The organism is Oceanobacillus saliphilus, from assembly GCF_023522835.1.
Classification (GTDB): Bacteria; Bacillota; Bacilli; order Bacillales; family Amphibacillaceae; genus Oceanobacillus; species Oceanobacillus saliphilus.
In genome coordinates this window covers 53,337-75,645 of sequence record NZ_JALCZU010000007.1, presented here as the reverse complement: position 1 = coordinate 75,645, position 22,309 = coordinate 53,337, and the positions used below count along the sequence as shown (strand labels likewise).

Sequence of the window (22,309 nt, the reverse complement as noted above, 5' to 3'; positions counted from 1 at the left end):
CCCTCCATAAAGTTAATATATACAGTGTAACAGAGGGGAAGAAAGATTTCGATCCAGATGCTGTGGAAGTATAAGCAGCTATTTAGGCAACAGGCTACTACTGACCATTGTATTCTGCAAAACGTATAAACGTATTTTCATTCTCTACAAGCCCACAGGATGCACATTGAATTTTGTGTTTTGGCCCTTTGTAGACATGATGGAAAACTTCTACGGTTTCATTTGTATATTCCGTTATCATTTCACCAGTTTGTGGATTCAACTTCACTGGTTTTGCAACTTGTTCAATAATATTAAACCTAGAACGATTTGTTTTGCAATTAGGACATCGATAAGGTTGATTCATACTAAACACCTCCAAAGTTTAGTATTCCAATGTTTTGCAGACATTATGACAGCATAAATCAAACCGAATAAAAATAACCCTGCGCTAATCTATCATGGCGTAGAGTTGATGAATGACCAGAATAAAGTAAGGAAGAAGCCCTTCCTCTTCTGGCTAGAATAGGAAGAGCTTCTTAAGAGCCGAACCATTTTTTAACTTTGTTTAAGAATGTGTGTTGCTCATCCTGATCAGCAATCTTTTCCTTATTGTCGTCAGATTTTTCATCTTCAATGAAAATATTTTCTTTATCAATTGCATGGTCATAAGTTAGAACGGCTCCAATATCGGTATCCGTTTCCTTGTTGGTAATCGTTGTATACGGAATGTTATATTTATTTGCTAATGCTTTTTCTGCTTTCAAAAAACGGTAGGGAACATGCCCATTTATGAGTAATTTTGCATTAGGATTTTCGCTTATTGCCTCTTCTAACTTGCTTATACCTGAATCACTCATCACTTGCCCGATAGTAAGTGCAAGGACAATCCGTTCCCGTAAAGTTCCAAGGAATTGAATCCTTTCTTGTTCTTTAGGCAGGCGGGTTCCATATAATCCTTCCGTTAAATAATCATCAACGTTTTTATTGCTCATTGACTAATCATCCTCTTGTAGTTAGGTTATTCTTAATGTACAACATTCTAAATTCAGTTACCAATATAAACTAAATTCAATGAGAGTGGGACAAAACCTTATAAACATGAAAACCGTGTGAAATCAATTTGAAAACCTTGATTTCACACGGTTTTATTTTCAAAATTTATACCGAAAACAATTTGTATTCAACAAGTGTTCAGTAGCATCTAAAAAATTATTTTTTATGTGCGCGTTTATCTGCAGCACGACTTCTTTCCTGAGCTTCCCTATCGTCGGCATCAGCAAATTCTTCGGAGAATTCGACATCAATTCCATCGCTTTTTTGGTTCTTTGGAGTTTGCGCTAAATAATTGTTTTTTCTATTGTTATGATCGTCTCTACCCATGTAAATCACCTCTTTTTCATAAAGGGTTACATGGTTAGTATGTGCCGATAAACGTCTTTATTACATGCAAATTTTTATAAGTTCTAAAGTCAAATGAATCTCCCGTATATCCAACCAAATAGTGAAAGAGCCCGACACATTGTGAGGGCTCTTTCGCTTCAATCTAATGCTGCATTGTATTTTGAGTAGGGGAGAAGCTGTTCCTATAAATTTGCATATCTTCCGGTTTTAATTGTGGAACCTGGTAATACTGATGTTTATTTTGGTATAAGAAGACCTCATAGGCCATTTCTATGATATGGGGCACACTATCTGCGAATACTCTTCTTAAAACCGGGTTGGTTGTTTCCAATGCGGTCATTGTAAAAGCGGTAGCTGATGATTTTAAATTCCCCAACATAAAACTAGAGATACACTGATCATTGAGTTCGGTAGCTGATTGGGCAGGTGTCTTTGGTTGTGATGGCTTCATACCATACAGGACATCATTACTCTGTGCCATATTGTAGGTTTGTGTTTTGACACTAGGCTCATTACCGGTTTTTAGTGTTTCGACAATCGTATTATACGTTAGAGACATATATGCTTTGTGGTTCTGAAGCATCGTTTTCAATTCAGGGTCCTGGATATGCTGTTCATAAAGCAAAGATTGTTCCATACTTCCGACGAGACCTGAAACTGCTTCATGTACATCAAACATTTCGTGTCCACCATGGCTCTGCTGAGCTGGCATTTGGGATGATCCCTGTAAGTTTTGGTTTTGTTGTTCATTAAGCAATATGATAAACCTCCTTTATTTAATCAATGATATTTTTTACTAAAGAAAATAAGTTATTCATTACAATTATGTGAATAGCAAAGAACTACTTTGCCCTTCCTATTAAAAAACGTTATAATCTTACCATTGAATATTTTTAAAAAAATTCAATGAAGGGGATAGGTCATGCGAGAGAACAAGACTTTAAATAAGGATAGCGATCATTTGGAACAGGCTAATAATATTGAAGTTTGGGAAGATGTTGTCAATATAAAGGATTTACTGTTAAGCATGCTTATTTGTACAGGATCAGCAATGGGAGGGTATTTACTTGCTCCGGATGACCCGCAGAAACCATTGCTGTATGGATTGGCTGGGGTTGTCATCGGTTTTCTGATCAGCAGTATGATTATTAAGCCAAAACGGACACTTAGATTTGAGGACGAGGAGAAGTAAAAATGGATTTATCTTTAATTATGGAATTAATCGCAGTATCTATTTTTGGCGCAGTACTTTATACCATCATTGGTATAGCACCTGGAACAGATGAGACTGCAGTATTAATGCCGGTTACACTAATCTTGGTGTTATCTGGAATGCAGCCGATTTCTGTTTTGGCATTTTTCATTTCCGCGATTGTCGCCAAAAAATTGACCGATTCCATACCGGTTGCCATTGCTGGTATACCAGGGGGAGTTTTATCTGCACCGATGGTTGAACACGCAATGGTATTGAAAAATCAAGGTATGCCGGATGTAAGCATTCGTAAAATGGCATCTGGATCGGTAATTGGAACGATTATTGCAGTACCTTTAAGTTTATTGCTTGCTAATTTACTTATTCCTTTTGGTGATACGATTTCTCAATATTCGAACCAAATATTTTTTACCGGAGCGGTATTTCTGGCACTAATGACAAAAAACAGATGGCTGTCACTGCTCTCAATTGTTCCTTTTGCGCTGCTTATTCAAGGGCTGCGGCATTTGTATTGGGGAATTGGAGCTGTGCCTGAGGATACGACCGTATTCACTTCTTTTTTCCTTGGGATTACAGTAGGGCCTATTATATTGAAACTGCTCGAATTACTTAATAATGACATTCGCAAAAATCTACCAAGAAGAACAACAAATGATATTGTTTTAAAGCGCCAAAAGAAGGTGAAGGGATTTCCAAACCCGTTTAAGATATTGGACAAAAAAGAGACCGGTTCCTCTGCTTTAGCATCGGTACTTGGAGTATTCACATTTTTTATGAGTCCCGCGGGAATGACGATCTTTCTTGGAGAGGTAATTTCAAGCAGAATTAAGGATCCTATCAAAAGAGCAACAAGGGCTATTTCCAGTATGGATGGTGTTACGAATGCTGCCTATATTTCGGGTATATTAATACCTTTAATTGCTATTGGTGTCCCATTATCGCCAACAGCATTGGGACCTGGTATGGCGCTGTTTAATGCACCTCCTGTCTTTTCGGAAGATCATAATCTTCATCATTTGCTTTCCATGAGTGATTTTGTTGTTGCTACAGTAATTGGTGCTGCTATTGCGATAAGTATAACTTATTTTGTTACGGTAAAATATGCACAGCAAATTTGTACATTCGTCTTTAAGTATATACCTCATGAAGCTCTGCTTGGAGTCTTTTTGGCACTTGTTATTATGCTTGCATATATGGATGCAGGATTAATTAATATCGGTGGTGTCATATTGATTGGACTTGTTGCAGGTATTTTACATCGATGGGGAGTTAATTATGGCGTACAGTTTATGGTACTGTATGCAGCACCTTGGATTGTAAGCAATCTCGTTTTATAGCTGCTTTACATTATTACCTCTACTTAAAGATGTTTATTTGTTCGTAAAGGATAAACTTACAAACCTGCAAAACCAATTTTTTAAAAGTTGTTTGAATTATGCTATGATGAATTTATAATAAATTAAAACGATTAAAAATAAGGGGAGGTTGAACAATGCAGCGGGAAAAAGATCCCATTCGATTAGATAATCGGATCCATTTAATCGATGGCTTTGATTTAGATGTATCCAATCGTACCGGAATATATGTGATTAACGAAGAAAATCTGACACTAGTGGAAACTGGTCCCAGCCCATCTGTTAAGTATATTAAGGCTGGTTTGAAGGAACTTGGCCATTCATTGGACGAGGTTAAGTACATTATCCTTACTCATATTCACTTGGACCATGCAGGTGGAGCTGGTTTGTTAATAAGAGAATGTCCAAACGCAAAAATAGTTGTACATCCCAGGGGTGAAAGACATCTGATAGATCCTACTAAACTGGCTGCCGGTGCGAGAGCGGTATATGGTGAAAGCTTTTCGGAATTATTTGATCCAATCATTCCAGTTGCTGCGGATAGATTGCTGATAAAAGGGGAAGGGGATACGTTGGAAATTGGACAGGATTGTATGCTTGAATTTTGGGACACTCCTGGACATGCGAAACACCACTTAAGTATTTATGACCCTGTAAGCAATGGAATGTTCACTGGTGATACAGCTGGCGTACGTTATGAACAGCTTGTTCCAAATGGTGTCGATTTAACTTTGCCTTCTACTTCTCCAAATCATTTCAACCCAAATGATATGGAGGCATCGATCAACCGATTCCGCGAAAAAAATCTCGATAGAATTTATTACGGTCATTTTGGCATGACGGAGAAAACCGTAGAAGCCTTGAATCAGGTGTCTGACTGGCTTGACGTATTTATGGAGGTAGGAGAACAGGCCATCATTGAAGGAAGAGGCTATGATACGGTTTCACAGCGTCTACTAGAGAAAATTAGAGTTTATCTGAGGGAAAAAGGGATAGACGATGACCATGAAGTATATATTCTTATTAATCTTGACTTACAGGTCGGTTCATTGGGTATAGTCGATTACTTTAAAAAATTAAAGCAGTAAATAAGTAAAGCACCTTAGAATATAGGTGCTTTACTTATTTATTTAAGCTACTTAATCCATATCTTCTATTTCAAGTAAAATCGGACAATGATCACTTCCCATAACAAGCGAGTGTACCTGTGAATCCTTTAGGGAAGATACTAATTTATCGGAAACGATGAAATAATCAATTCTCCATCCGATATTCCTCTCCCGGATTGTTTTCATATAAGACCACCAGGAATAAATATCTTCCTCGTCGGGATAAAAATGGCGGAGTGTATCCACAAATCCTGATTCCAGTAATCGTGTCATTTTTCCTCGTTCTTCCGTAGTGAAACCAGAGTTTCCATGATTCGTTTTGTGATTTTTCAAATCGATTTCTTGATGTGCAACATTTAAATCACCACAGTAGATAACAGGCTTTACTGCATCCAATTCTTTTAAATAATTAAATAGCTCATCTTCCCATTCGAGCCGATAATCCAGCCGTGTAAGATCTCTTTTGGAGTTTGGTGTATAAACATTTACCAAATAAAACTCCTCATATTCGAGCGTAATGATCCTTCCTTCTTCTTGAAAGTCTTCCTGACCTAATCCGTATTTCACGCGTATAGGTTTTTTCTTGCTGAAAACAGCTGTGCCGGAGTAACCCTTTCTTACTGCATAGTTCCAATACTGATAATATCCCTCAAGCTCCAATTCGATTTGACCTTCCTGTAATTTTGATTCTTGAATACAGAAAATATCAGCATCCACTTCATGAAAATAATCTAGAAATCCTTTTTTTACACATGCACGGATTCCATTTACATTCCAAGATACAAGTTTCATAGATAATTTAATTTCCCCTCTATTTCGTTCTGTTTGTTTATTTTAACATAGGAAAAGGAGAGAGTCTTTTCGAAAATACGGATCTATTAATCATAACGTAGCTTAGCAATAGTGAAATGGATAGATGTGACTTGGTAGAATTAGAATGATTGGAGATACAGAGCTTAAGTTTTAACTGTTAGGCTTTCATCGTATTTGATAGAAAATTCGACTTAACTTCAATGTTAAATGTAAAGCACTTATAATCGAAAATAGTTTCTCAGGCAACCGCAGCCCGTATTCACTGCCCACCGCTTGCCTGGAATGGTAAAACTGAGATGATTTTTATTGTATTGGAATTCAGGTAATTTCTCAGCAAGTGTAAAAATAGCTCTGGGAAATACACGGAGACTCCTACGGGAAGAGAGGCATCGGTGAGACGGCGCTGCGCTTTAGCGCAAGTTTGCTCACCAGCCGCCCGTGGAAAGCGCAGTGTATTTCCCAGAGCGATAGCCGAAGCTACTTATCCCGCGTCACAGCTTATATCAAATCCAATTGTAATTAATTAAGTTAATTCGGAGTTCATATGAAATGCGAGGTAAGTGCGAAAGTTGGTTCATAATAAGTGTTTTTTGTAGAAATTTAATTTCCCGGGAAATATATTGTCGAATAATGAATTCAAAATATATATTGACATCGTAGTGTATTAACAATATAATACACCATGAGAACGTATTAAGTGGTTAGTACACCTCTTACGCGATTTGTGTATGAAGGTATTAATACGCCGAGGATATACATCACAAGAAAAATATAGGAGCGCGGGCTATGAATCTGAGTTTAAACAAACGAGAACCTGTATATGTCCAGGTAGTCAGGCATTTCAAAGAACAGATTGCTACTGGTAAATTTGAACCCGGACAGGAAATTCCATCACGACGCGAATTAGCAAATCAATTTAAGATTAATCCCAATACTGCACAACGTGCTTACAAGGAAATGGAGGAAGAAGGATTGATATTTACGGAGGGGAACAACCCAAGCAGGATTACAAGGGACGAAAAGATGATAGGTACAGTGCGCAATGAACTGATCGTTACAGCGGTTGATCAGTTTATTACATCCATACGTCCAATTAATGTTCCAGTTGATGAGCTAGTCGGATTAATTAAAGAAAAATATAAAGATGATGAGAAAAGGTAGGGGAATATCTATGATTGAGGTCAAAGAGTTGACAAAAAAATTTGGGAGCAAAACAGTATTGAACGGGATTTCATTTACTGCTGATAAAGGACAAATCACATGTCTAATTGGAATCAATGGAGTTGGAAAGACAACAATACTGAATGCAATTATGGCACTTACACCAATTAATAGTGGTGAAATATTAATTGATGGGGAGAAAATTCATAAGGAAAGCTACGAAAAAATTACCTTTATTCCAGATGCAACCATCATGCTTCCTCAAATGAGGATATCAGAAGCGATGCAATTTATGGCTGATTTCTATGATTGTTGGAATCAAAAACGGGCAGATGAGATCCTTCAATTTTTTAGGCTGAAGGAAAACGACCGTATTTCTGAATTATCTAAGGGAAATACAGCTAAAGTAAATCTCTTGCTCGGACTCGCGATGGATGTTGACTATTTATTAATGGATGAGCCTTTTTCCGGGATTGATATTTTTAGTCGTGAACAAATTGCAAATGTGTTTTCCAGCCATCTCGTTGAAGACCGGGGCGTAATTATTACAACACATGAGATTAATGATATTGAGCATTTAATAGATAAGGTCGTACTGCTGGATAATGGGGTTGTGACCAAAGAATTCAACACAGAAGAGATTCGTGAAAATGAAGGGAAATCTGTAGTTGATGTGATGAGAGAGGTGTACCAAGGATGAGCAGGTATTTTAAACTCGTTAATTTTGAACTGAACCGTTTTATAAAAATCTACTTGGTATTGGCGGGAGTAATCATACTTTCCCAAATTGCCGGTGTAATATTACAAGCGAATAGTTATCTCCGTATGGCCAGCGAGATCATTAATGTGGAAATGCTGTCCAGAAGTGAATTTATCAACCAGTATGGGACAATGTCCTTTTATCAAATTACACAATCTATCTGGTTTGACGGGCCGATTGCACTTTCTATCGTATCATTACTCATTTATGTGTTCTTTATCTGGTATCGTGACTGGCTTGGAAAGAACACTTTTGTATATCGATTATTAATGCTTCCTACAGCCCGTATTAATATTTACCTGTCAAAGGCAACTGTAATCTTTTTAATGGTATTAGGTTTAATCGCTCTGCAGCTCGTATTGCTTCCAATAGAAATCAATCTGCTGAAATGGATGGTGCCGCTTGATTTCAGAACGGATATGTCCATCTATGAGATTTTAATGACTAATTATATGACAATCTTAATTCCGCTGACAATTACAGAATTTATTATTAATTATGGAACTGGATTAATGGTTGTCTTCATTGTTTTTACAGCAATATTATTTGAAAGAAGCTACCGATGGAAGGGAATTTTATTTGGATTAATATATGGCGCATTTGCCGTAGTGCTATTCTTTATGCCAATGATTTTACAATCTACTATACTATACGAATTTTTCTATCCGTTGGAATTGCTTGCTCTGCACTTTGTAACAGGCCTCATTGTCATGGGATTATCGGTTTGGGTAGGTAATTTTCTTTTAAACAAAAAAATTAGGATATGAGTGGGAGGATTATAGATGAAACGTTATTGGAAATTAATTTCTATTGTACTAATTACCGTTCTCGTAATAGGAACGTTTTATATTCAGACGGGTATTGCAAAAAGTGAACTGCCTGAATTTGATATAAAAACAATAAGTGGGAATGAAGCAGAGCTAGATCGGATAGCTCTACTTGGTCATTACGGTTCTGGAGGACTGATTGATTATCTGGAAATCACTGAATCCGGTACAGAGTATGCTAGTGGGGACTCTTTCCTAAGGCAATTGAGCGGAAATTATACAAGTTCTGAAGTGAAACGGCTACAGAAGAATTATCGCAATTTTATGAGAGGGAAAAATAACGGAATGGGTACATTTTTTGAAAATGAATCCATTGTGGCCTATGCTAAACTCGGAATGGATTCCATGTCAGTCAGTAACTATCAGCCGCATTCCATTGATATTAGCATTTTGAATAAGGAAACGAAAAAGGAAACTTCTTTTGATATTTCTATCGTTGATGATAATTATCAGTCCATGTACATCTATGCTGTTTATGTTGATGAAGAGATGAAGATCCTTACGAATAATTCATACTATGATAGTCAAGCCGGAAAGGAAAGAACAGAGGTGCATGTGTACAGTATCGATATTTCTGCTGAAAAACTTGTTAACGATGACGTTATTTTAAATACAGAAGATGCATCTCCGAAAACAATTGCCGGGATCCATATTCCTGGAAACTTGGACGAAACGGATACAACTAATTACTTATTGAAAAGAGAAATTCATAAGGAAGTGTCCGATGAAAGGGAATCGTATTATGAGCTAACCGATGCAGAACTTTTCCTATACGATATTGGAACAAATGAGCTTGAACCAATAAATTTGTCGAATGATTATTTAATGAATGCCTATCCAATATTTATTAACGATGCATTTATCTATTTTTTACAGGAAGATGAAGGAGAACTGAAAATAGTAATTTATAACGTAGCAACCAAAGAAGTAGAAAGAAATCAAACCTTTAATTTCTCAAATAATGATCCATTATATGATTCTTTTTATAAAATTAAAGATGAAAAGCTTTATATAATCAATACTTATTATAAATTTGCAGCGAGCGGCAGCATATTCATTGCGGATATTAATACGGGAGAAACGTTATTTGAAGGGACCATTGAAATGGATAACTCCGATCAGCAGCGAATGAGTGATTTGTATATTTATGATATTGAATTCCGTTAAAAGCGTGAGAACTATAATCAGAGCTAACTAGGTGAAAAACATGGTGGGATACGTTATCCAACCATGTTTTTGTATATTTTATCAAGCTTTCCCTCAAAAAGATCCAAATGTACAATACGTGCTTCGCGTACAAATTCTTTCCCTTCTACAAAGAGTAAAAGTACAGGGACAGTAAAAATGGAAAATCTCCCAGCTACCTCTTCAACTGATTGTGCGTTTATGTGAGCTAGTTTTATCTCCGGATATTTTTCCATTAATTCCTGAACCTGTGGAAGCAATGCGTGGCAAACACTACAATTGGGCCTTGATATATAGAGAAAAGACAGTTTATTATCCTTTATAAAATTTTCTGCTGAATCAATCGAAGTCAGTTCCTCGAATTCCCTCATTGTTACCCTCCAGTGTGAAGTATACTGATCTTAGTATAACAATAAACAAGATTTTAGTCAGAAAAGATGTTTATAACGGTGTCAGAAAGGATAAAGAAAATAAAACGAAATAATTGAGGTGAATGTAGATGAGTAATCACAATAAGAAATCACCAGGCAAAGAAAAGACGAAGTGGAATGAAGAAGAAAGAACAGAATTAGATAAATTTGACAATCAAAAATTCGCAGACGATATCCCAATGGAAGACCTGAAAATTGAAATGGAAGATGAGAAGAAAAAGAAGAAGACAAAAGATGATTCGCAAAGTGAACGGAAATTTAACAAAAGAGAGGATAAATGATAAAGAGAAAATTCACTAGGTTGAGGTAAAAATGTCTGATTATGCGTGATAAATATCAATATTGAGTCTATATGAAAATAAAAATTGTACGTTTACAGTGGTTAAAATGACGATACAATCATTCTTGCTATTTCATATAAATAATATAAGTCTAGACAATTGGAGTCTAAGATTTAGCCAACAACCCATGAAATTAAGAAGCTGATAATAATCGGCTTCTTCTTTTTAAAATTACCAATCTCCATAAGGGAAACATAGGCATTTGCAAGTTTCGTTGGCAAGCTAATTACTTTTACCGAGAAAGACCCCAGCAAATGGTGCATGGGGTCTTTTGATCGTCTAGTCTATATTAAAATTTGAAATCAACTTCCGTATCTTCCTGAGTTTCGACACCTTTCATATAGTCAATCCTTCTTTGAGCTGCTGATTGGCTCACTTGTTCATCGGCATGATAGGATGAACGAACGAGCGGACCTGATTCACAATGTGAAAACCCTTTTTCCGAAGCAATTTCTTTCAACTCTTCAAATTCATCCGGGTGATAGTAACGTTCCACATTCAAATGTTTTTTTGTTGGCTGAAGGTATTGTCCGATGGTTAAAATATCGACGTCATGAGCCAGCAAGTCGTCCATCGCTTCGATAATTTCTTCTTTCGTTTCGCCTAGTCCTACCATTATACTGGATTTTGTTGGCGTATGTGGTGCAACTTCTTTTACACGTTTAAGCAGCTCAAGAGACCTATCATATTTTGCAATCGCTCGAACACGCTTTGTCAATCGTCGAACCGTTTCAATATTATGATTGAAAATGTCTGGTTTACTGTCCATTAAGGTATGTAAACTATCATAATCTCCTTTCATATCTGACGGGAGAATCTCAATAGTACATCCGGGGCGTTGTGCACGGATGGCACGAACAGTATTGGCAAAAACTGCTGCTCCGCCATCAGCTAAATCATCACGGGCGACTGCAGTTACGACAACATGTTTGAGTCCCATAATTTCAACGGAGTCAGCAACCCTCTTTGGTTCTCCCCAATCGAGTTCATTCGGAAGACCAGTTTTGACTGCACAGAACCTGCATCCACGTGTACAAGTATCACCCAGTATCATAAATGTAGCGGTTTTCCGTTCACTCCAGCATTCATATATATTTGGACATTTCGCTTCTTCGCAAACGGTATTTAATCTTTTGTCGCGCATCAGGTGTTTTAGTTGTTTATAGGAATCGTTTGTGTTTATTTTTGTCTTTAGCCACTCTGGTTTGCGAATATATTCTGCCTGTTTTGCCAATGGTAGCACGCTCCTTGTTTTTAGTTGGTATTCCATGCGTTCAATTCATATTTTGCCTCTGCTAATTTTTTCACTTCATCCCATTGGCTTTCCGACAATTCCAAAGGATGGAGATCAATATTTAAACCTTTCTCGAATCCATTTTTAAAGGCGCCCTTTAACATTTCAAAATTGTGCTTTTTACTGGTCAATTGGTCTATCGTAATCGCTTTCTTTGAAAAGGCACTACGTTTCCTTTCCTTTGCTCTTTCTGATGGAAATAGGAATAAATCAAATAACATCTCCGTATCGATACTTATTGGGAGGGATCCATGCTGCAGTAATACTCCTTTTTTTCTTGTTTGTGCATTACCTGATAACTTTTTCCCATCCGCAACCATTTCATAGAATGCCGGTTTTTCGAAGCAAATCGGAGTTCTTTCTTTTCCTGATTGCTTGTCAACAATCGCATATTCAGCGGGAATTCCTAAATTTTTATAGCCCTCCAATACTCCCTTTGAAAGAACATAATATGCTTCCTGCACAGATAAAGGGATATCCGGATCACTTTCTGAAATAACCAAACTGTAGGTTAGCTCATCATCATGCAGTACTGCGCTGCCACCGGTTAGACGGCGAACAAATTGGCATTGATGGCGATGCAACGCGTCAAAATCAATTTTATTCTCTACCTTCTGAAAATAACCAACAGATAAACTTGGTGCCGACCATCCATAGAATCTTAGTGTTGGCGGGATTATTCCTTCACGATGCCAATTAATCAAACATTCATCAAACGCCATATTGATTGCGGCATCATTAAAACCGGTATCAATGAAAGCCCATTGATTATTCATCTTCATCACCTCCATTTAGTTTTAAATCGCTTTTGCTCTAGAAAACTTGTACATTTCTAAACCAAAAAAAGACTGCATGAAGTAGACTGCAGTCTTTTCGTAAGCTGAAGATTAATAAATTTACACGACTGCACATTCCCCACGATAGTATTATCTATATCGGGTACAAAGGGTTAGACCAATAAATAGTCTTTCTCAGCAAAAAGCTCCCCCAGTGCTTATGAAATTCTAAATTGTTTTACTACTAAAGTTTACTTCTAATAATTGGGAATGTAAAGATAAATGAAATTATTAACGTAAATTTTTAGAATTATATCTTTCTTTCCTATAATAGGAAAAACTGATTATACTAATTTGTAATTTCAGATAAAATACTTCCTTCTATTAAACTTCTAATTTCTTTTAAACGGTCTTCATGTAAAAGTTGAACGATTTTACTTCCGACAATGACACCGTCACAATGGGCACCGAGATTTTTTGCTTGCTGTGTCGATGATACTCCAAATCCCGCCAAAACCGGTACATTACTTTGTTTTTTTAGGTTTTCCAGATAGGATGTTACCTTTTTATCGTGTGCTGTCCGTTCTCCAGTTGTGCCATTAACAGCTACCGCATAGAGAAATCCTTCTGATCTTTTTGCCAGTTCCCTTATTCTTTCTTGTGGACTTGTCATTGCCGCAAGTCGGATATATGCAACTTCATGATTGCTTAGCGAAGGAGCGATGATGCTTTCCTCCTCCATCGGCAAATCAGGAATGATAACACCATCCACACCTGCTTCGACACAGTCTTTAGCAAACCTTTCAATTCCATAGACGAAGACAGGGTTTAAATAAGTCATGACGACAATTGGAATGGAGCGACGTTCATTGGAGTCTTTTAAGACCTCTAAAACATTTGCTAAAGTAGTGCCATTTTTAAGTGCGCGTATTCCAGCCTCTTGGATAATTGGTCCGTCTGCAACCGGGTCGGAAAAGGGAATACCGATTTCAATTGCTGATGCTCCGCTTTTCTGTAAGAAATCTATTTGTTCTTCTAAAATCTCAAGCCCGCCATCCCCAGCCATAATATAGGGAACAAATATATTTTCTTTTGAATTTATTTTTGCCTGTAAAGCTTTTTCCAGTTTTGCTTTTCCCATTATTGTATACCTCCAATCCGATCTTTAACTTGTTCTACATCTTTATCTCCACGACCTGACAGACAAATGACAATCGTCTCCTCAGGTTTCATTTCGGTTGCCAGTTTCATTGCATATGCAACTGCATGTGCGCTTTCCAATGCCGGTATAATGCCTTCTGTTTTGGATAGATATTGAAATGCTTCTAGTGCTTCATTATCGGTGATCGATGTGTATGTGACACGATTTGTTTCATGTAAATGACTATGCTCTGGCCCCACTCCAGGATAGTCAAGACCTGCAGAGATGGAGAAGGCTTCTTCAATTTGCCCATCCGTATCCTGCAGCAGATAAGTCAATGTACCGTGTAATACACCTTTATTTCCACCGGTTAACGTGGCAGCATGTTGATTTGTTTCGATGCCTGCACCACCAGCCTCGACTCCAAATAATTTAACATCTTTGTCTTCAATAAAGGGGTAAAACATTCCCATTGCATTACTTCCGCCACCAACACAGGCAATAATCGCTTCGGGAAGCTTGCCATTTTGGTCAATGATCTGTTTTTTCGTTTCCGAGCCAATGACAGATTGCAGGTCACGGACGATTTTAGGGAACGGATGTGGCCCGACAACAGAACCGATAATATAATGTGTGTCCTCCACATGATTGACCCAGTAGCGTAATGCTTCATTGACAGCATCTTTTAGTGTTCCGCTTCCTTGGGAAACACTTCTTACTTCTGCACCCAATAATTCCATTCGGAAGACATTCAGTTTTTGCCTTTTTATGTCCTCTTCTCCCATAAAAACGATACACTCAAGGCCTAATAGTGCACAAACAGTTGCAGTGGCCACACCGTGCTGACCAGCTCCTGTTTCAGCGACGACCTTTTTCTTACCCATTCGAGCAGTTAAAAGTGCCTGACCGATTGTATTATTAATTTTATGTGCACCAGTATGGTTGAGATCTTCCCGTTTTAGATAAATCTTAGCTCCGCCTAATTGCTTGGTCATTTGTTCTGCGAAATATAATGGGGTTTCCCGACCGATATATTGCTTTAAATAATAGTTTAATTCGTTAATGAAATCGGGATCCTTTATTGCTGTTTCGTATGCTTCTTCCAGCTCAATTACAGCGGGCATTAGCAATTCCGGTACAAATCTTCCTCCAAAATCTCCATATTTCCCGGTTTTATCTGGCATGGTATAAGCTGTCATGAAACATCATCCTTCCTTAGTTTGTTTAGCATTTGCAATAAACAGATTAATTTTAGTTATATCTTTTTTTCCGTCCGTTTCAACTCCACTTGAAACATCGACCCCCGCGGGAGCTACTTTATTAATCCCATCGTTGACATTTTCAGGTGTCAGTCCACCGGCAAGTATCATCTTACTTCTGTCTACTTGCAGCGTATCCAATAAACTCCAATCAAATGTAATCCCATTGCCGCCTCGGCGTTTATTGCTTGGGGTATCCAATAAGAAATAATGACATGGATAGTTGTTCAGTTTTTGAAGAGCTTCCTTTGTAGCAGGGAATGCTTTTATAATTTCATATGGCAATTGCTCCGCTACTTCAGAAGGTTCTTCACCGTGTAATTGAATCACATCAAGCCCAACTATCTCTGCTGTCCGCTTCATATTTTCAAGGGTTTCATTGACAAATACGCCAACTTTCTTAACAGTAACGGGAATGGTTTCAGCGATTGAAGCAGCATCTGCCGGCGAAATTTTACGCTTGCTTTCTGCAAAAAGGAATCCGATAAAATCCGCACCAGCTTCTACTGCGGCATCTGCAGCTTCCTGGGTTGTTATTCCACAGATTTTTACAAACATTTATCCCACTCCCTTCACAGGTAACGGAATTTGAAATTGTTGAAAGGTTTCTTCCACATTTTTCGCTCGCATCAATGTTTCACCAATAAGGACAGCAGTTGCACCTGCATCTGCAGCCTGTAGCACATCTTTAGTCGTCTTCATTCCACTCTCACTAATTAGGATGGTTTCTGGATTCTTGATCATGGATGCAAGTTTTTCGGTTGTCTGCATATCAACTTCAAATGTCTTTAAATTGCGATTATTAATTCCGATGATTTCTGGATTCACTTCCAGCGCCCGCTCCATTTCCTCCTCATTATGGACTTCAATCAGAACTTCCAAATCTAGTTCGGTTGCATAGTTATAGAGTCTTTTAAATTGTTCATCGGATAGTGCAGCAACGATAAGCAGAATAATATTGGCACCAGCAGCTTTAGCATGATCTATCTGAATGGAATCGATTATAAAGTCCTTACATAGAATGGGAAGGTTAACCGCTTCTCTAACTGCTTGCAAATCTTCCATACTACCGTTAAAAAAGGGTTTGTCAGTTAGCACAGAAATGGCTGCTGCACCCGATTCTTCATACTGTTTTGCCTGTTTGACAGGGTCTACTTCCATATCGATTGCTCCTTTGGAAGGGGAGGAGCGTTTTATTTCAGCGATAATAGTCATATTGGAAGAAGCTGCAACCTTGCTTTTAAAAGTAGGAACGGATTTTTGATTTCCTTCCAATAAAGGAATATGGATTAATTGCACAATTTCTTTTGCCTTTTCAGTTAAAATTTTATCTAGGAAAGTCATTTAATACACCTCACTTGGAATGTTATTGCTGTAATCGACTAGATGCTGTAATCTCGCTAGCGCTGCTCCGGACTGGATGCTTTCGCGTGCAAGTTCTATCCCGTCTTTGATTGTTGCTGCTTTGCCGTTCGTAAAGATGCCAAGCCCCGCATTTAATAGTACGGTATCTAAATAGGCGCCTTGCTCCCCATTCAGAACAGAAAGGAGAATTTTTGCATTTTTCTTCGCATCTCCACCTCGGATTTGCTCATTGGAGTATACTGGCAAACCAACCTCCTCAGGATTTAACGTGATCGGAGTAAGTTTTCCTTTGTCCAGGATAATTAGATGATTTTCACCTGCAAGAGAAGCTTCATCCATGGAACCTGCTCCAGTAACTACTACTGCACGACGTCTACCTAATTTATTTAATGCTTCAGCTACCATTGGAAGCATCTCCTTACGATAAACGCCCATTAATTGTGTATCGAGTTCAATTGGGTTTGTCAGTGGTCCAATTGTGTTAAATATAGTTGGTAATCCGAGATTTTTGCGTACAATTGAAAAAGGTTTCAATGCTTCATGTACGTGTGGTGCAAAAAGAAAAGCAATCTTATTTTCAAGTAGGATTTCTTCTACTTGTTCTTTCGTAAAATAAAGAGAGACACCTAAATGCTCTAGTACATCTGCACTTCCTGTTTTACTGGAAATGCTCCGATTCCCATGCTTGGCAACGGTTAGGCCAGCTCCAGCCATGACAAATGCAGAAGTAGTGCTAATATTAAAGCTGTAGGATTGGTCGCCACCTGTACCGCAGTTATCAATTGCATCCGATATCGGACCCGTATGGAAAGAAGATTTCCCTCGTATGACATCGACAAGACCTGCAACCTCATCTGCGGTTTCTCCCTTTGCCTGAAGAGCAGTAAGAAGTGCAGCAATTTCAGATTCGGTCACGTCATTTGTAAAACAGTAATTGGCTACTTCCTTCATTTCCTCTACTGTTAAATTCTCACCATTAATTACTTTCTTAAGATACTGTTTCATCTGCAGAAATCCCCTTTCTAATTTCTAATAAAAAGTTCTGGATTATTTGCTTTCCGGCAACCGTACCAATTGATTCCGGATGGAACTGAAGTCCGTATAATGGATATTCCCGATGTTTTACTGCCATGATTTCATCATCATCGATGGAGCTCGCAACTACTTCCAACTCATTGGGTAGTGTTTTATGATCGATAACATAAGAATGATAGCGCATGACTTCTGCAGGGTTTTGCAAATAGTTGAAAGTTCCGGAGTCATTATGTGCTACAAGGGAAGTTTTCCCGTGCTTTATTTGTTTTGCAGGTCTGACTTTGCCACCAAGTGCCTCACCGATTACCTGGTGACCGAGACATATTCCCAATATCGGTATTGTTTTATAAAAATTTTGTACCGTTTCGATACAAATACCTGCTTTATCTGGCAATCCTGGACCTGGTGAGATGATGATTGCTTCAGGGCTTAACTGCTGAATGTCGGCTATTGTGATTTTGTCATTCCTAACTACCATTACCTCGACATTGTGTTCCGTGAAATATTGGTAAAGGTTATAGGTGAATGAGTCATAGTTATCAATTAATAGGATCAAGTTTCTGCACCTCCATTAAAGATTTGGCTTTATTCAATGTCTCTCTATATTCATTTTCCGGGACGGAATCAAAAACAATTCCTGCACCGGCCTGCAAGTAGGCAATATAATTTTTTATAACGAGTGACCGTATCGTAAGCGCGATATTCAAATCATGATTGAAATTGATATATCCAATACCGCCACCATACGCGCCGCGTTTTTTTTCTTCTAGCTTATTAATAATCTGCATCGCCCTAATTTTAGGTGCTCCAGATACGGTGCCGGCCGGTAGACATGCAATTAATGCATCGATGCCTGATGAATGTTGCTTTAGTTTTCCTTTAACTTCGGAGACGATATGCATAACATGCTGGTACTTTTCAACTTTCATATAGGTTGGAATGCTGATACTGCCGGTCTCGCATACACGCCCTAAATCATTTCTGCTAAGGTCAACGAGCATCCGATGTTCAGCAATTTCCTTTTCATCTGATAGCAGTTCATTCATGAGTGCCACATCTTCTATTTCAGTGCTTCCCCTTGGTCGTGTACCTGCAATCGGGTTTGTAACGATTTCTCTTCCGGTCGTTTGAACCAAGCTTTCTGGTGATGCTCCAAGAACCAAGTGATCTTCAAAGTCTATATAGAACATATATGGTGACGGATTTGCCTTTCTCAGCTTTTGATAAAAGGAAAAAGGGAAGCTGGGATGTTCACTGATTTTAGCGGTCATCCTCTGGGAAAGAACAACTTGAAAAACATCACCTTGTTTAATATGTTCCTTGGCTACTTTTACCTTTTCTTTGAAGCTTTCCTCTGATAGTTGCGGTTCAAAATGAATACTTTCAAAATCTTTTTCAATTGAATCGTCCGTTTTTAATAAGGATACTTTCAATTTCTCTATTCTCTCATCCAGAGAGGCTTCAGGTTCATCATCAACATTTATGGCAATCATATAGATTTCGTTATTTGTATGGTCGAAAACAATGACATCCTTATAAATCATGAAGTGAATATCTGGCATTTCCAGATCGTCTGGCAAAGGATTACCAATATCCTCAAATTGCCTGATGGAGTCGTAGCCGATATATCCAACTGCCCCACCAAAGAAAGGTAACTTTATATCAGTTTCAATCACTGGTAAATTTTTTTTCAAATAGGTAAGTGCATTTTCAGTTATGATTTCAGTGGTTTCCGTTTCCTGATTGACGATAGTTGTTCTGTCGTTATGACCTACTATTTCTTTATAAGGATTCATACCTAAAAAGGAGTACTTTCCTTTCTGCTCATGTTGAAAAGTGCTTTCCAGCAGAAATCGTTTCCTCCCTGCTAAATTTTTAAGAACCTGTATGGGGGTTAAATGAACAGCATCCACTTTTAAATACTTAGCATTCTTTGTCACCGACATGTTGCATCCTCCTTCCAAATTTCAAGAAATAAAAAAAGTCCTCTATAAACACATATAGCATGTGCTTATAGAGGACGTATGTGACCGCGGTGCCACCTCACTTGAAAAGAATCTACTTTTCATCTTGTTCAGATACGGGATCGTCTGTATTTTCCTGTTTACTTGTTAGAGATCCGATATCCTATCCTTATAACGGGGGAGAACCGTGTTTCCCTACTTAAGCCATTCAAAGGCTTTCCTCAGGAAACCTCTCGTAAGTCCATTCAGCAATTACCCGTGTACTGGAATTCCACCAACACCAGCTCTCTGTAACACTTCGAAATTGCTTACTATTCTTACTCAACGATTTTTTTATTCTTTGTTCATGGAAAATACAAAAAGGCCCCTCATCCGAAAAGGACGAGGGACCGTGGTACCACCTTTATTAGCTGAAAAACAGCTCACTTTAGCAATATCAAGCTAAACGCGCTCAATATTCGTCTCGTATAACGATGAGACCTGTTCGCCAAAGCCTACTGCAAATAATGTAACATGGTTCGGTTTGGAAGCTCAGAAGTCCATTCACCTATTGGAAACACACTGGTTTGCACCAACCACCAGCTCTCTTGCGGGTCCCGATAGAATACTAATCTTCGTCATAGCTTAATTTGATTAAGTTATTGAAATCAATATTAAAATAAGTGGAAATGAATGTCAAGGGTTTTTTGAAAAATAATTCCGACAACTTCCAATTAGGTATGAAGCGTATAATAAAATTTAAAAATAACATGTGAGCATTAGCTTACATAGATTAATATGTTGGAGAAGCGGGAATATTAGTCTGTGAGGTGATGTAAATGCCAGCAGAATTAATTATTAGACTGGTTTTGTCAATCATTATTTTAATTGTTCTAATCGTTATATTGAGTAAATTTCGTTCAATGAAAACAAAGAAAGATAATAGAGACTCTCTGACTATTATGCGAGAAAGACTGGAGAAAGGGGAAATTACGGAAGAAGAATATAATGAGGCTGAAAATAGGCGCGGAAAATAGTTTGGGCAGGGGACGCTTTACGTGCTGCCCATTTATAGCTAAGCCTTAAATAAGGTGAACTTGTCTTTTGCCGAAATTCTTTCTTTAACTTCTGGTTGTTCGTCGAAGTAACCAAGATGGAGAAAACCAATGATTTTTTCCTTTTCCCCGACCTCAAGCAGTTCTTTTACCTTTGGATCATAAATATGTGGGTTGGTTTTCCAAACAACCCCTAGTCTTTTTTCCCATGCGAGAAGCCAGAAATTCTGTATTAAGGAGGAAGTGGCACCATAGTTTTCTTCCCATTGTTTTGATATATCAGGTTCTTCCATGATTACAACAAGGATTGCACTCGGTTCGTTAAGGTAATCTTCACGGTTTTTCTGTTTTTCTAACGGATAGGTTGCTGCTACTTTCTTTGCGAAGCTGGCTTTCTGTTCTGCGCCCACAAAAATAAATCTCCATGGTTGCCTCATTCCGTGGTTTGGTGCCCAAATAGCATCTTCCAATAGTTCAAGAACCTTTTCTTCTGTAACTTCCTGATTATTATACCCTTTTTTTATTGAGCGTCTTTCTCGTATAACTCTTGCCAGTTCTGATTTTTTCATCACTATATACCCCTATATATAAATTTAATTGATAATGATTTTCAATTAAATTGTAAAGGATTAAAACGGATATTGCAATTGTAATCCGTTTATTTTAAGTAATGGTCTTTCCTAATATAACTTTACAAGTGTTTTTTTCAAAGATAATATAAATTTAGGACTTCCTGAAAAAGCGATTCAAAAAGGAGTATAAATATGAGAACGTTTTATATCTGTGATATCCATGGGGATTATAAATCATTTAAAAGGTTAATTGACCACATCAATTTCAATCCAGTGAACGATCGGCTGATTATTGGTGGAGATATGATCAATCGCGGTCCAGAAAGTGCAGAAATGCTCCAATGGGCAAAAAAACAGCATGACAAGTATCCGTATCATATTCATATTCTGATCGGTAATCATGAGGAAATGATGATTTGGTTTATGAATGAGCTTTCCCCAATGTGGATGGAGTTTGGTGGAGATGACACGATTAGCAGCTTTAAAAAGGTATTTGGATCGGAAAAAGGGTGGGATGTTGCTGAGGAATATGCAGCGTGGTTGGAAAAACTGCCCCTTATTTATGAAGATGAATTTGCAATTTATACACATGCTGGTGTGAGCATTGGAGATGACAAAGAAAATCAGTCGCGAGATATCGTTTGGATTAATCATAAAGAACTCATGGAGATGGATGAAGAGCTCCTACAAACTTGGACTGGTGGAAAGTATATCTATCGTGGACACAATCCGTATCATACTATCCATGTCACAGGACAGTTCATACAATGTGATTTAGGGAATGGAACTTTCGAGGAAAATGTAGCTGCACTCGCATTAGTGGATGTAGAACAGGGTTGTTATTATCGTTGTCCAAAGACTGGAGAGATTACGAAGCATTTAATTGACGGTCTTTAAAATAGTAAATTAGAAAAGGAAGGGTTGGACGTACCTAAAATCCACACTTACTAAACACAAACGATTTCAAGATAAGACAAGAAAAATCCGAACGACTTGGAATTCTAACGATAGAATTCTGAATCAAGTTCGGATTTTTCTATTACTAAAAACACTTTTGTCCATCCTCTTTTTTTAGCAGATAGGAGAGTGTAGGAGAGTATAAAACTTTCTTATCTGCATAAGTGCAGCTAAGACTGTTTTTACGCAATATCTGTAAACTCCGAAGTACTGCCATAATAAAGCGAATTCATTATCTACTCCGTTATTTTCCATTATCAGTACTGCTGTTTTCACTTTTTTGGATAAGTGCATTTAGGCATTTCCTAAATCATGCATCCTAATAGAAAAATAG

The 22,309-nt window shown here is 37.8% G+C and carries 26 protein-coding genes, 1 riboswitch and 2 other annotated features; of the genes, 10 read left to right on the top strand and 16 right to left on the bottom strand.

Annotated elements, in window-relative coordinates; translation table 11 throughout:
• Positions 1-97: 97 nt before the first annotated feature.
• The 4 genes from MN204_RS12580 to MN204_RS12565 all read right to left on the bottom strand — a co-directional run bounded on the left by MN204_RS12580 (position 98) and on the right by MN204_RS12565 (position 2,140).
• Positions 98-346, bottom strand: a complete 249-nt coding sequence (locus tag MN204_RS12580) for a DNA alkylation repair protein (RefSeq protein ID WP_249871439.1) — start codon at positions 344-346, stop codon at positions 98-100.
• Between the two features lie 172 nt (positions 347-518).
• The gene (locus MN204_RS12575; RefSeq protein ID WP_249871438.1) at positions 519-974 is read right to left on the bottom strand and encodes a YueI family protein; all 456 of its coding nucleotides are present in this window, start codon (positions 972-974) and stop codon (positions 519-521) included.
• A gap of 217 nt (positions 975-1,191) precedes the next feature.
• Positions 1,192-1,362 carry a YfhD family protein gene (locus tag MN204_RS12570; protein ID WP_249871437.1) on the bottom strand — a complete coding sequence of 57 codons (171 nt, stop codon included), beginning with the start codon at positions 1,360-1,362 and terminating at the stop codon, positions 1,192-1,194.
• A gap of 163 nt (positions 1,363-1,525) precedes the next feature.
• Complete coding sequence (locus MN204_RS12565; protein WP_249871436.1) at positions 1,526-2,140, bottom strand: spore coat protein; 615 nt, start codon at positions 2,138-2,140, stop codon at positions 1,526-1,528.
• A 165-nt stretch (positions 2,141-2,305) separates the two neighbouring features.
• Between MN204_RS12565 and MN204_RS12560 the strand changes: the two genes are divergently transcribed.
• The 3 genes from MN204_RS12560 to MN204_RS12550 all read left to right on the top strand — a co-directional run bounded on the left by MN204_RS12560 (position 2,306) and on the right by MN204_RS12550 (position 5,039).
• Positions 2,306-2,575 carry a hypothetical protein gene (locus tag MN204_RS12560; protein ID WP_249871435.1) on the top strand — a complete coding sequence of 90 codons (270 nt, stop codon included), beginning with the start codon at positions 2,306-2,308 and terminating at the stop codon, positions 2,573-2,575.
• A gap of 2 nt (positions 2,576-2,577) precedes the next feature.
• Positions 2,578-3,933, top strand: a complete 1,356-nt coding sequence (locus tag MN204_RS12555) for a tripartite tricarboxylate transporter permease (RefSeq protein ID WP_249871434.1) — start codon at positions 2,578-2,580, stop codon at positions 3,931-3,933.
• Positions 3,934-4,088: 155 nt separating this feature from the next.
• A complete protein-coding gene (locus MN204_RS12550) occupies positions 4,089-5,039 on the top strand; it encodes an MBL fold metallo-hydrolase (RefSeq protein ID WP_249871433.1) in 951 nt (316 codons plus the stop codon).
• A 51-nt stretch (positions 5,040-5,090) separates the two neighbouring features.
• Here the strand turns inward: MN204_RS12550 and MN204_RS12545 are convergent, their stop codons facing one another.
• Positions 5,091-5,852, bottom strand: coding sequence for an exodeoxyribonuclease III (locus tag MN204_RS12545; RefSeq protein ID WP_249871432.1), 762 nt, complete (start codon positions 5,850-5,852; stop codon positions 5,091-5,093).
• A gap of 807 nt (positions 5,853-6,659) precedes the next feature.
• Here MN204_RS12545 and MN204_RS12540 point away from each other — a divergent pair.
• From MN204_RS12540 to MN204_RS12525, 4 genes are read left to right on the top strand one after another with little or no spacing between them, the layout of a single operon-like run.
• Entirely contained in the window at positions 6,660-7,034 is a 375-nt protein-coding gene (locus tag MN204_RS12540; protein ID WP_249871431.1) for a GntR family transcriptional regulator, read from the top strand.
• Positions 7,035-7,044: 10 nt separating this feature from the next.
• Complete coding sequence (locus MN204_RS12535; protein ID WP_249871430.1) at positions 7,045-7,734, top strand: ABC transporter ATP-binding protein; 690 nt, start codon at positions 7,045-7,047, stop codon at positions 7,732-7,734.
• The gene (locus MN204_RS12530; protein ID WP_249871429.1) at positions 7,731-8,561 is read left to right on the top strand and encodes a hypothetical protein; all 831 of its coding nucleotides are present in this window, start codon (positions 7,731-7,733) and stop codon (positions 8,559-8,561) included. Before MN204_RS12535 ends, MN204_RS12530 begins: the two co-directional genes overlap by 4 nt.
• Positions 8,562-8,576: 15 nt before the next feature.
• Complete coding sequence (locus MN204_RS12525) at positions 8,577-9,788, top strand: hypothetical protein (RefSeq protein ID WP_249871428.1); 1,212 nt, start codon at positions 8,577-8,579, stop codon at positions 9,786-9,788.
• A 53-nt stretch (positions 9,789-9,841) separates the two neighbouring features.
• On the opposite strand, the gene MN204_RS12520 is transcribed toward MN204_RS12525, so the two are convergent.
• Complete coding sequence (locus tag MN204_RS12520) at positions 9,842-10,177, bottom strand: thioredoxin family protein (RefSeq protein WP_249871427.1); 336 nt, start codon at positions 10,175-10,177, stop codon at positions 9,842-9,844.
• A 128-nt stretch (positions 10,178-10,305) separates the two neighbouring features.
• Between MN204_RS12520 and MN204_RS12515 the strand changes: the two genes are divergently transcribed.
• Entirely contained in the window at positions 10,306-10,518 is a 213-nt protein-coding gene (locus MN204_RS12515) for a YczO family protein (protein ID WP_249871426.1), read from the top strand.
• A 349-nt stretch (positions 10,519-10,867) separates the two neighbouring features.
• Here MN204_RS12515 and lipA read toward each other — a convergent pair whose 3' ends face one another.
• The 9 genes from lipA to trpE all read right to left on the bottom strand — a co-directional run bounded on the left by lipA (position 10,868) and on the right by trpE (position 19,394).
• The gene (lipA, locus tag MN204_RS12510; protein WP_249871425.1) at positions 10,868-11,812 is read right to left on the bottom strand and encodes a lipoyl synthase; all 945 of its coding nucleotides are present in this window, start codon (positions 11,810-11,812) and stop codon (positions 10,868-10,870) included.
• A 20-nt stretch (positions 11,813-11,832) separates the two neighbouring features.
• Positions 11,833-12,648 (bottom strand): lipoate--protein ligase family protein, encoded by an 816-nt coding sequence (locus MN204_RS12505; RefSeq protein ID WP_249871424.1) that lies wholly within the window; start codon positions 12,646-12,648, stop codon positions 11,833-11,835.
• 118 nt (positions 12,649-12,766) lie between these two features.
• Positions 12,767-12,871, bottom strand: a riboswitch (TPP riboswitch).
• Between the two features lie 126 nt (positions 12,872-12,997).
• Positions 12,998-13,789 carry a tryptophan synthase subunit alpha gene (trpA, locus tag MN204_RS12500; RefSeq protein ID WP_249871423.1) on the bottom strand — a complete coding sequence of 264 codons (792 nt, stop codon included), beginning with the start codon at positions 13,787-13,789 and terminating at the stop codon, positions 12,998-13,000.
• Entirely contained in the window at positions 13,789-14,988 is a 1,200-nt protein-coding gene (gene trpB / locus MN204_RS12495) for a tryptophan synthase subunit beta (protein ID WP_249871422.1), read from the bottom strand. Before trpB ends, trpA begins: the two co-directional genes overlap by 1 nt.
• A gap of 6 nt (positions 14,989-14,994) precedes the next feature.
• Entirely contained in the window at positions 14,995-15,606 is a 612-nt protein-coding gene (locus MN204_RS12490; RefSeq protein ID WP_249871421.1) for a phosphoribosylanthranilate isomerase, read from the bottom strand.
• Positions 15,607-16,392: an indole-3-glycerol phosphate synthase TrpC gene (trpC, locus tag MN204_RS12485; protein ID WP_249871420.1), complete on the bottom strand. Its 786-nt coding sequence runs from the start codon at positions 16,390-16,392 to the stop codon at positions 15,607-15,609.
• Entirely contained in the window at positions 16,393-17,418 is a 1,026-nt protein-coding gene (gene trpD / locus MN204_RS12480) for an anthranilate phosphoribosyltransferase (protein WP_249871419.1), read from the bottom strand.
• A complete protein-coding gene (locus tag MN204_RS12475) occupies positions 17,402-18,004 on the bottom strand; it encodes an anthranilate synthase component II (RefSeq protein WP_249871418.1) in 603 nt (200 codons plus the stop codon). The genes trpD and MN204_RS12475 overlap by 17 nt, the downstream gene beginning before the upstream one ends.
• Positions 17,988-19,394, bottom strand: a complete 1,407-nt coding sequence (gene trpE, locus MN204_RS12470; protein WP_249871417.1) for an anthranilate synthase component I — start codon at positions 19,392-19,394, stop codon at positions 17,988-17,990. The genes MN204_RS12475 and trpE overlap by 17 nt, the downstream gene beginning before the upstream one ends.
• A 67-nt stretch (positions 19,395-19,461) precedes the next feature.
• Positions 19,462-19,746: a binding site (T-box leader), on the bottom strand.
• Between the two features lie 40 nt (positions 19,747-19,786).
• Positions 19,787-20,042 (bottom strand) — a binding site (T-box leader).
• A 188-nt stretch (positions 20,043-20,230) separates the two neighbouring features.
• Here trpE and MN204_RS12465 point away from each other — a divergent pair.
• Entirely contained in the window at positions 20,231-20,428 is a 198-nt protein-coding gene (locus MN204_RS12465; RefSeq protein WP_249871416.1) for an SHOCT domain-containing protein, read from the top strand.
• Between the two features lie 38 nt (positions 20,429-20,466).
• Here the strand turns inward: MN204_RS12465 and MN204_RS12460 are convergent, their stop codons facing one another.
• On the bottom strand, positions 20,467-21,015 hold the full coding sequence (locus tag MN204_RS12460; RefSeq protein ID WP_249871415.1) for a nitroreductase family protein: 549 nt from the start codon (positions 21,013-21,015) through the stop codon (positions 20,467-20,469).
• Positions 21,016-21,210: 195 nt separating this feature from the next.
• On the opposite strand from MN204_RS12460, the gene MN204_RS12455 reads away from it, so the two are divergent.
• Entirely contained in the window at positions 21,211-21,915 is a 705-nt protein-coding gene (locus MN204_RS12455; protein ID WP_249871414.1) for a metallophosphoesterase, read from the top strand.
• Positions 21,916-22,309 lie beyond the last annotated feature (394 nt).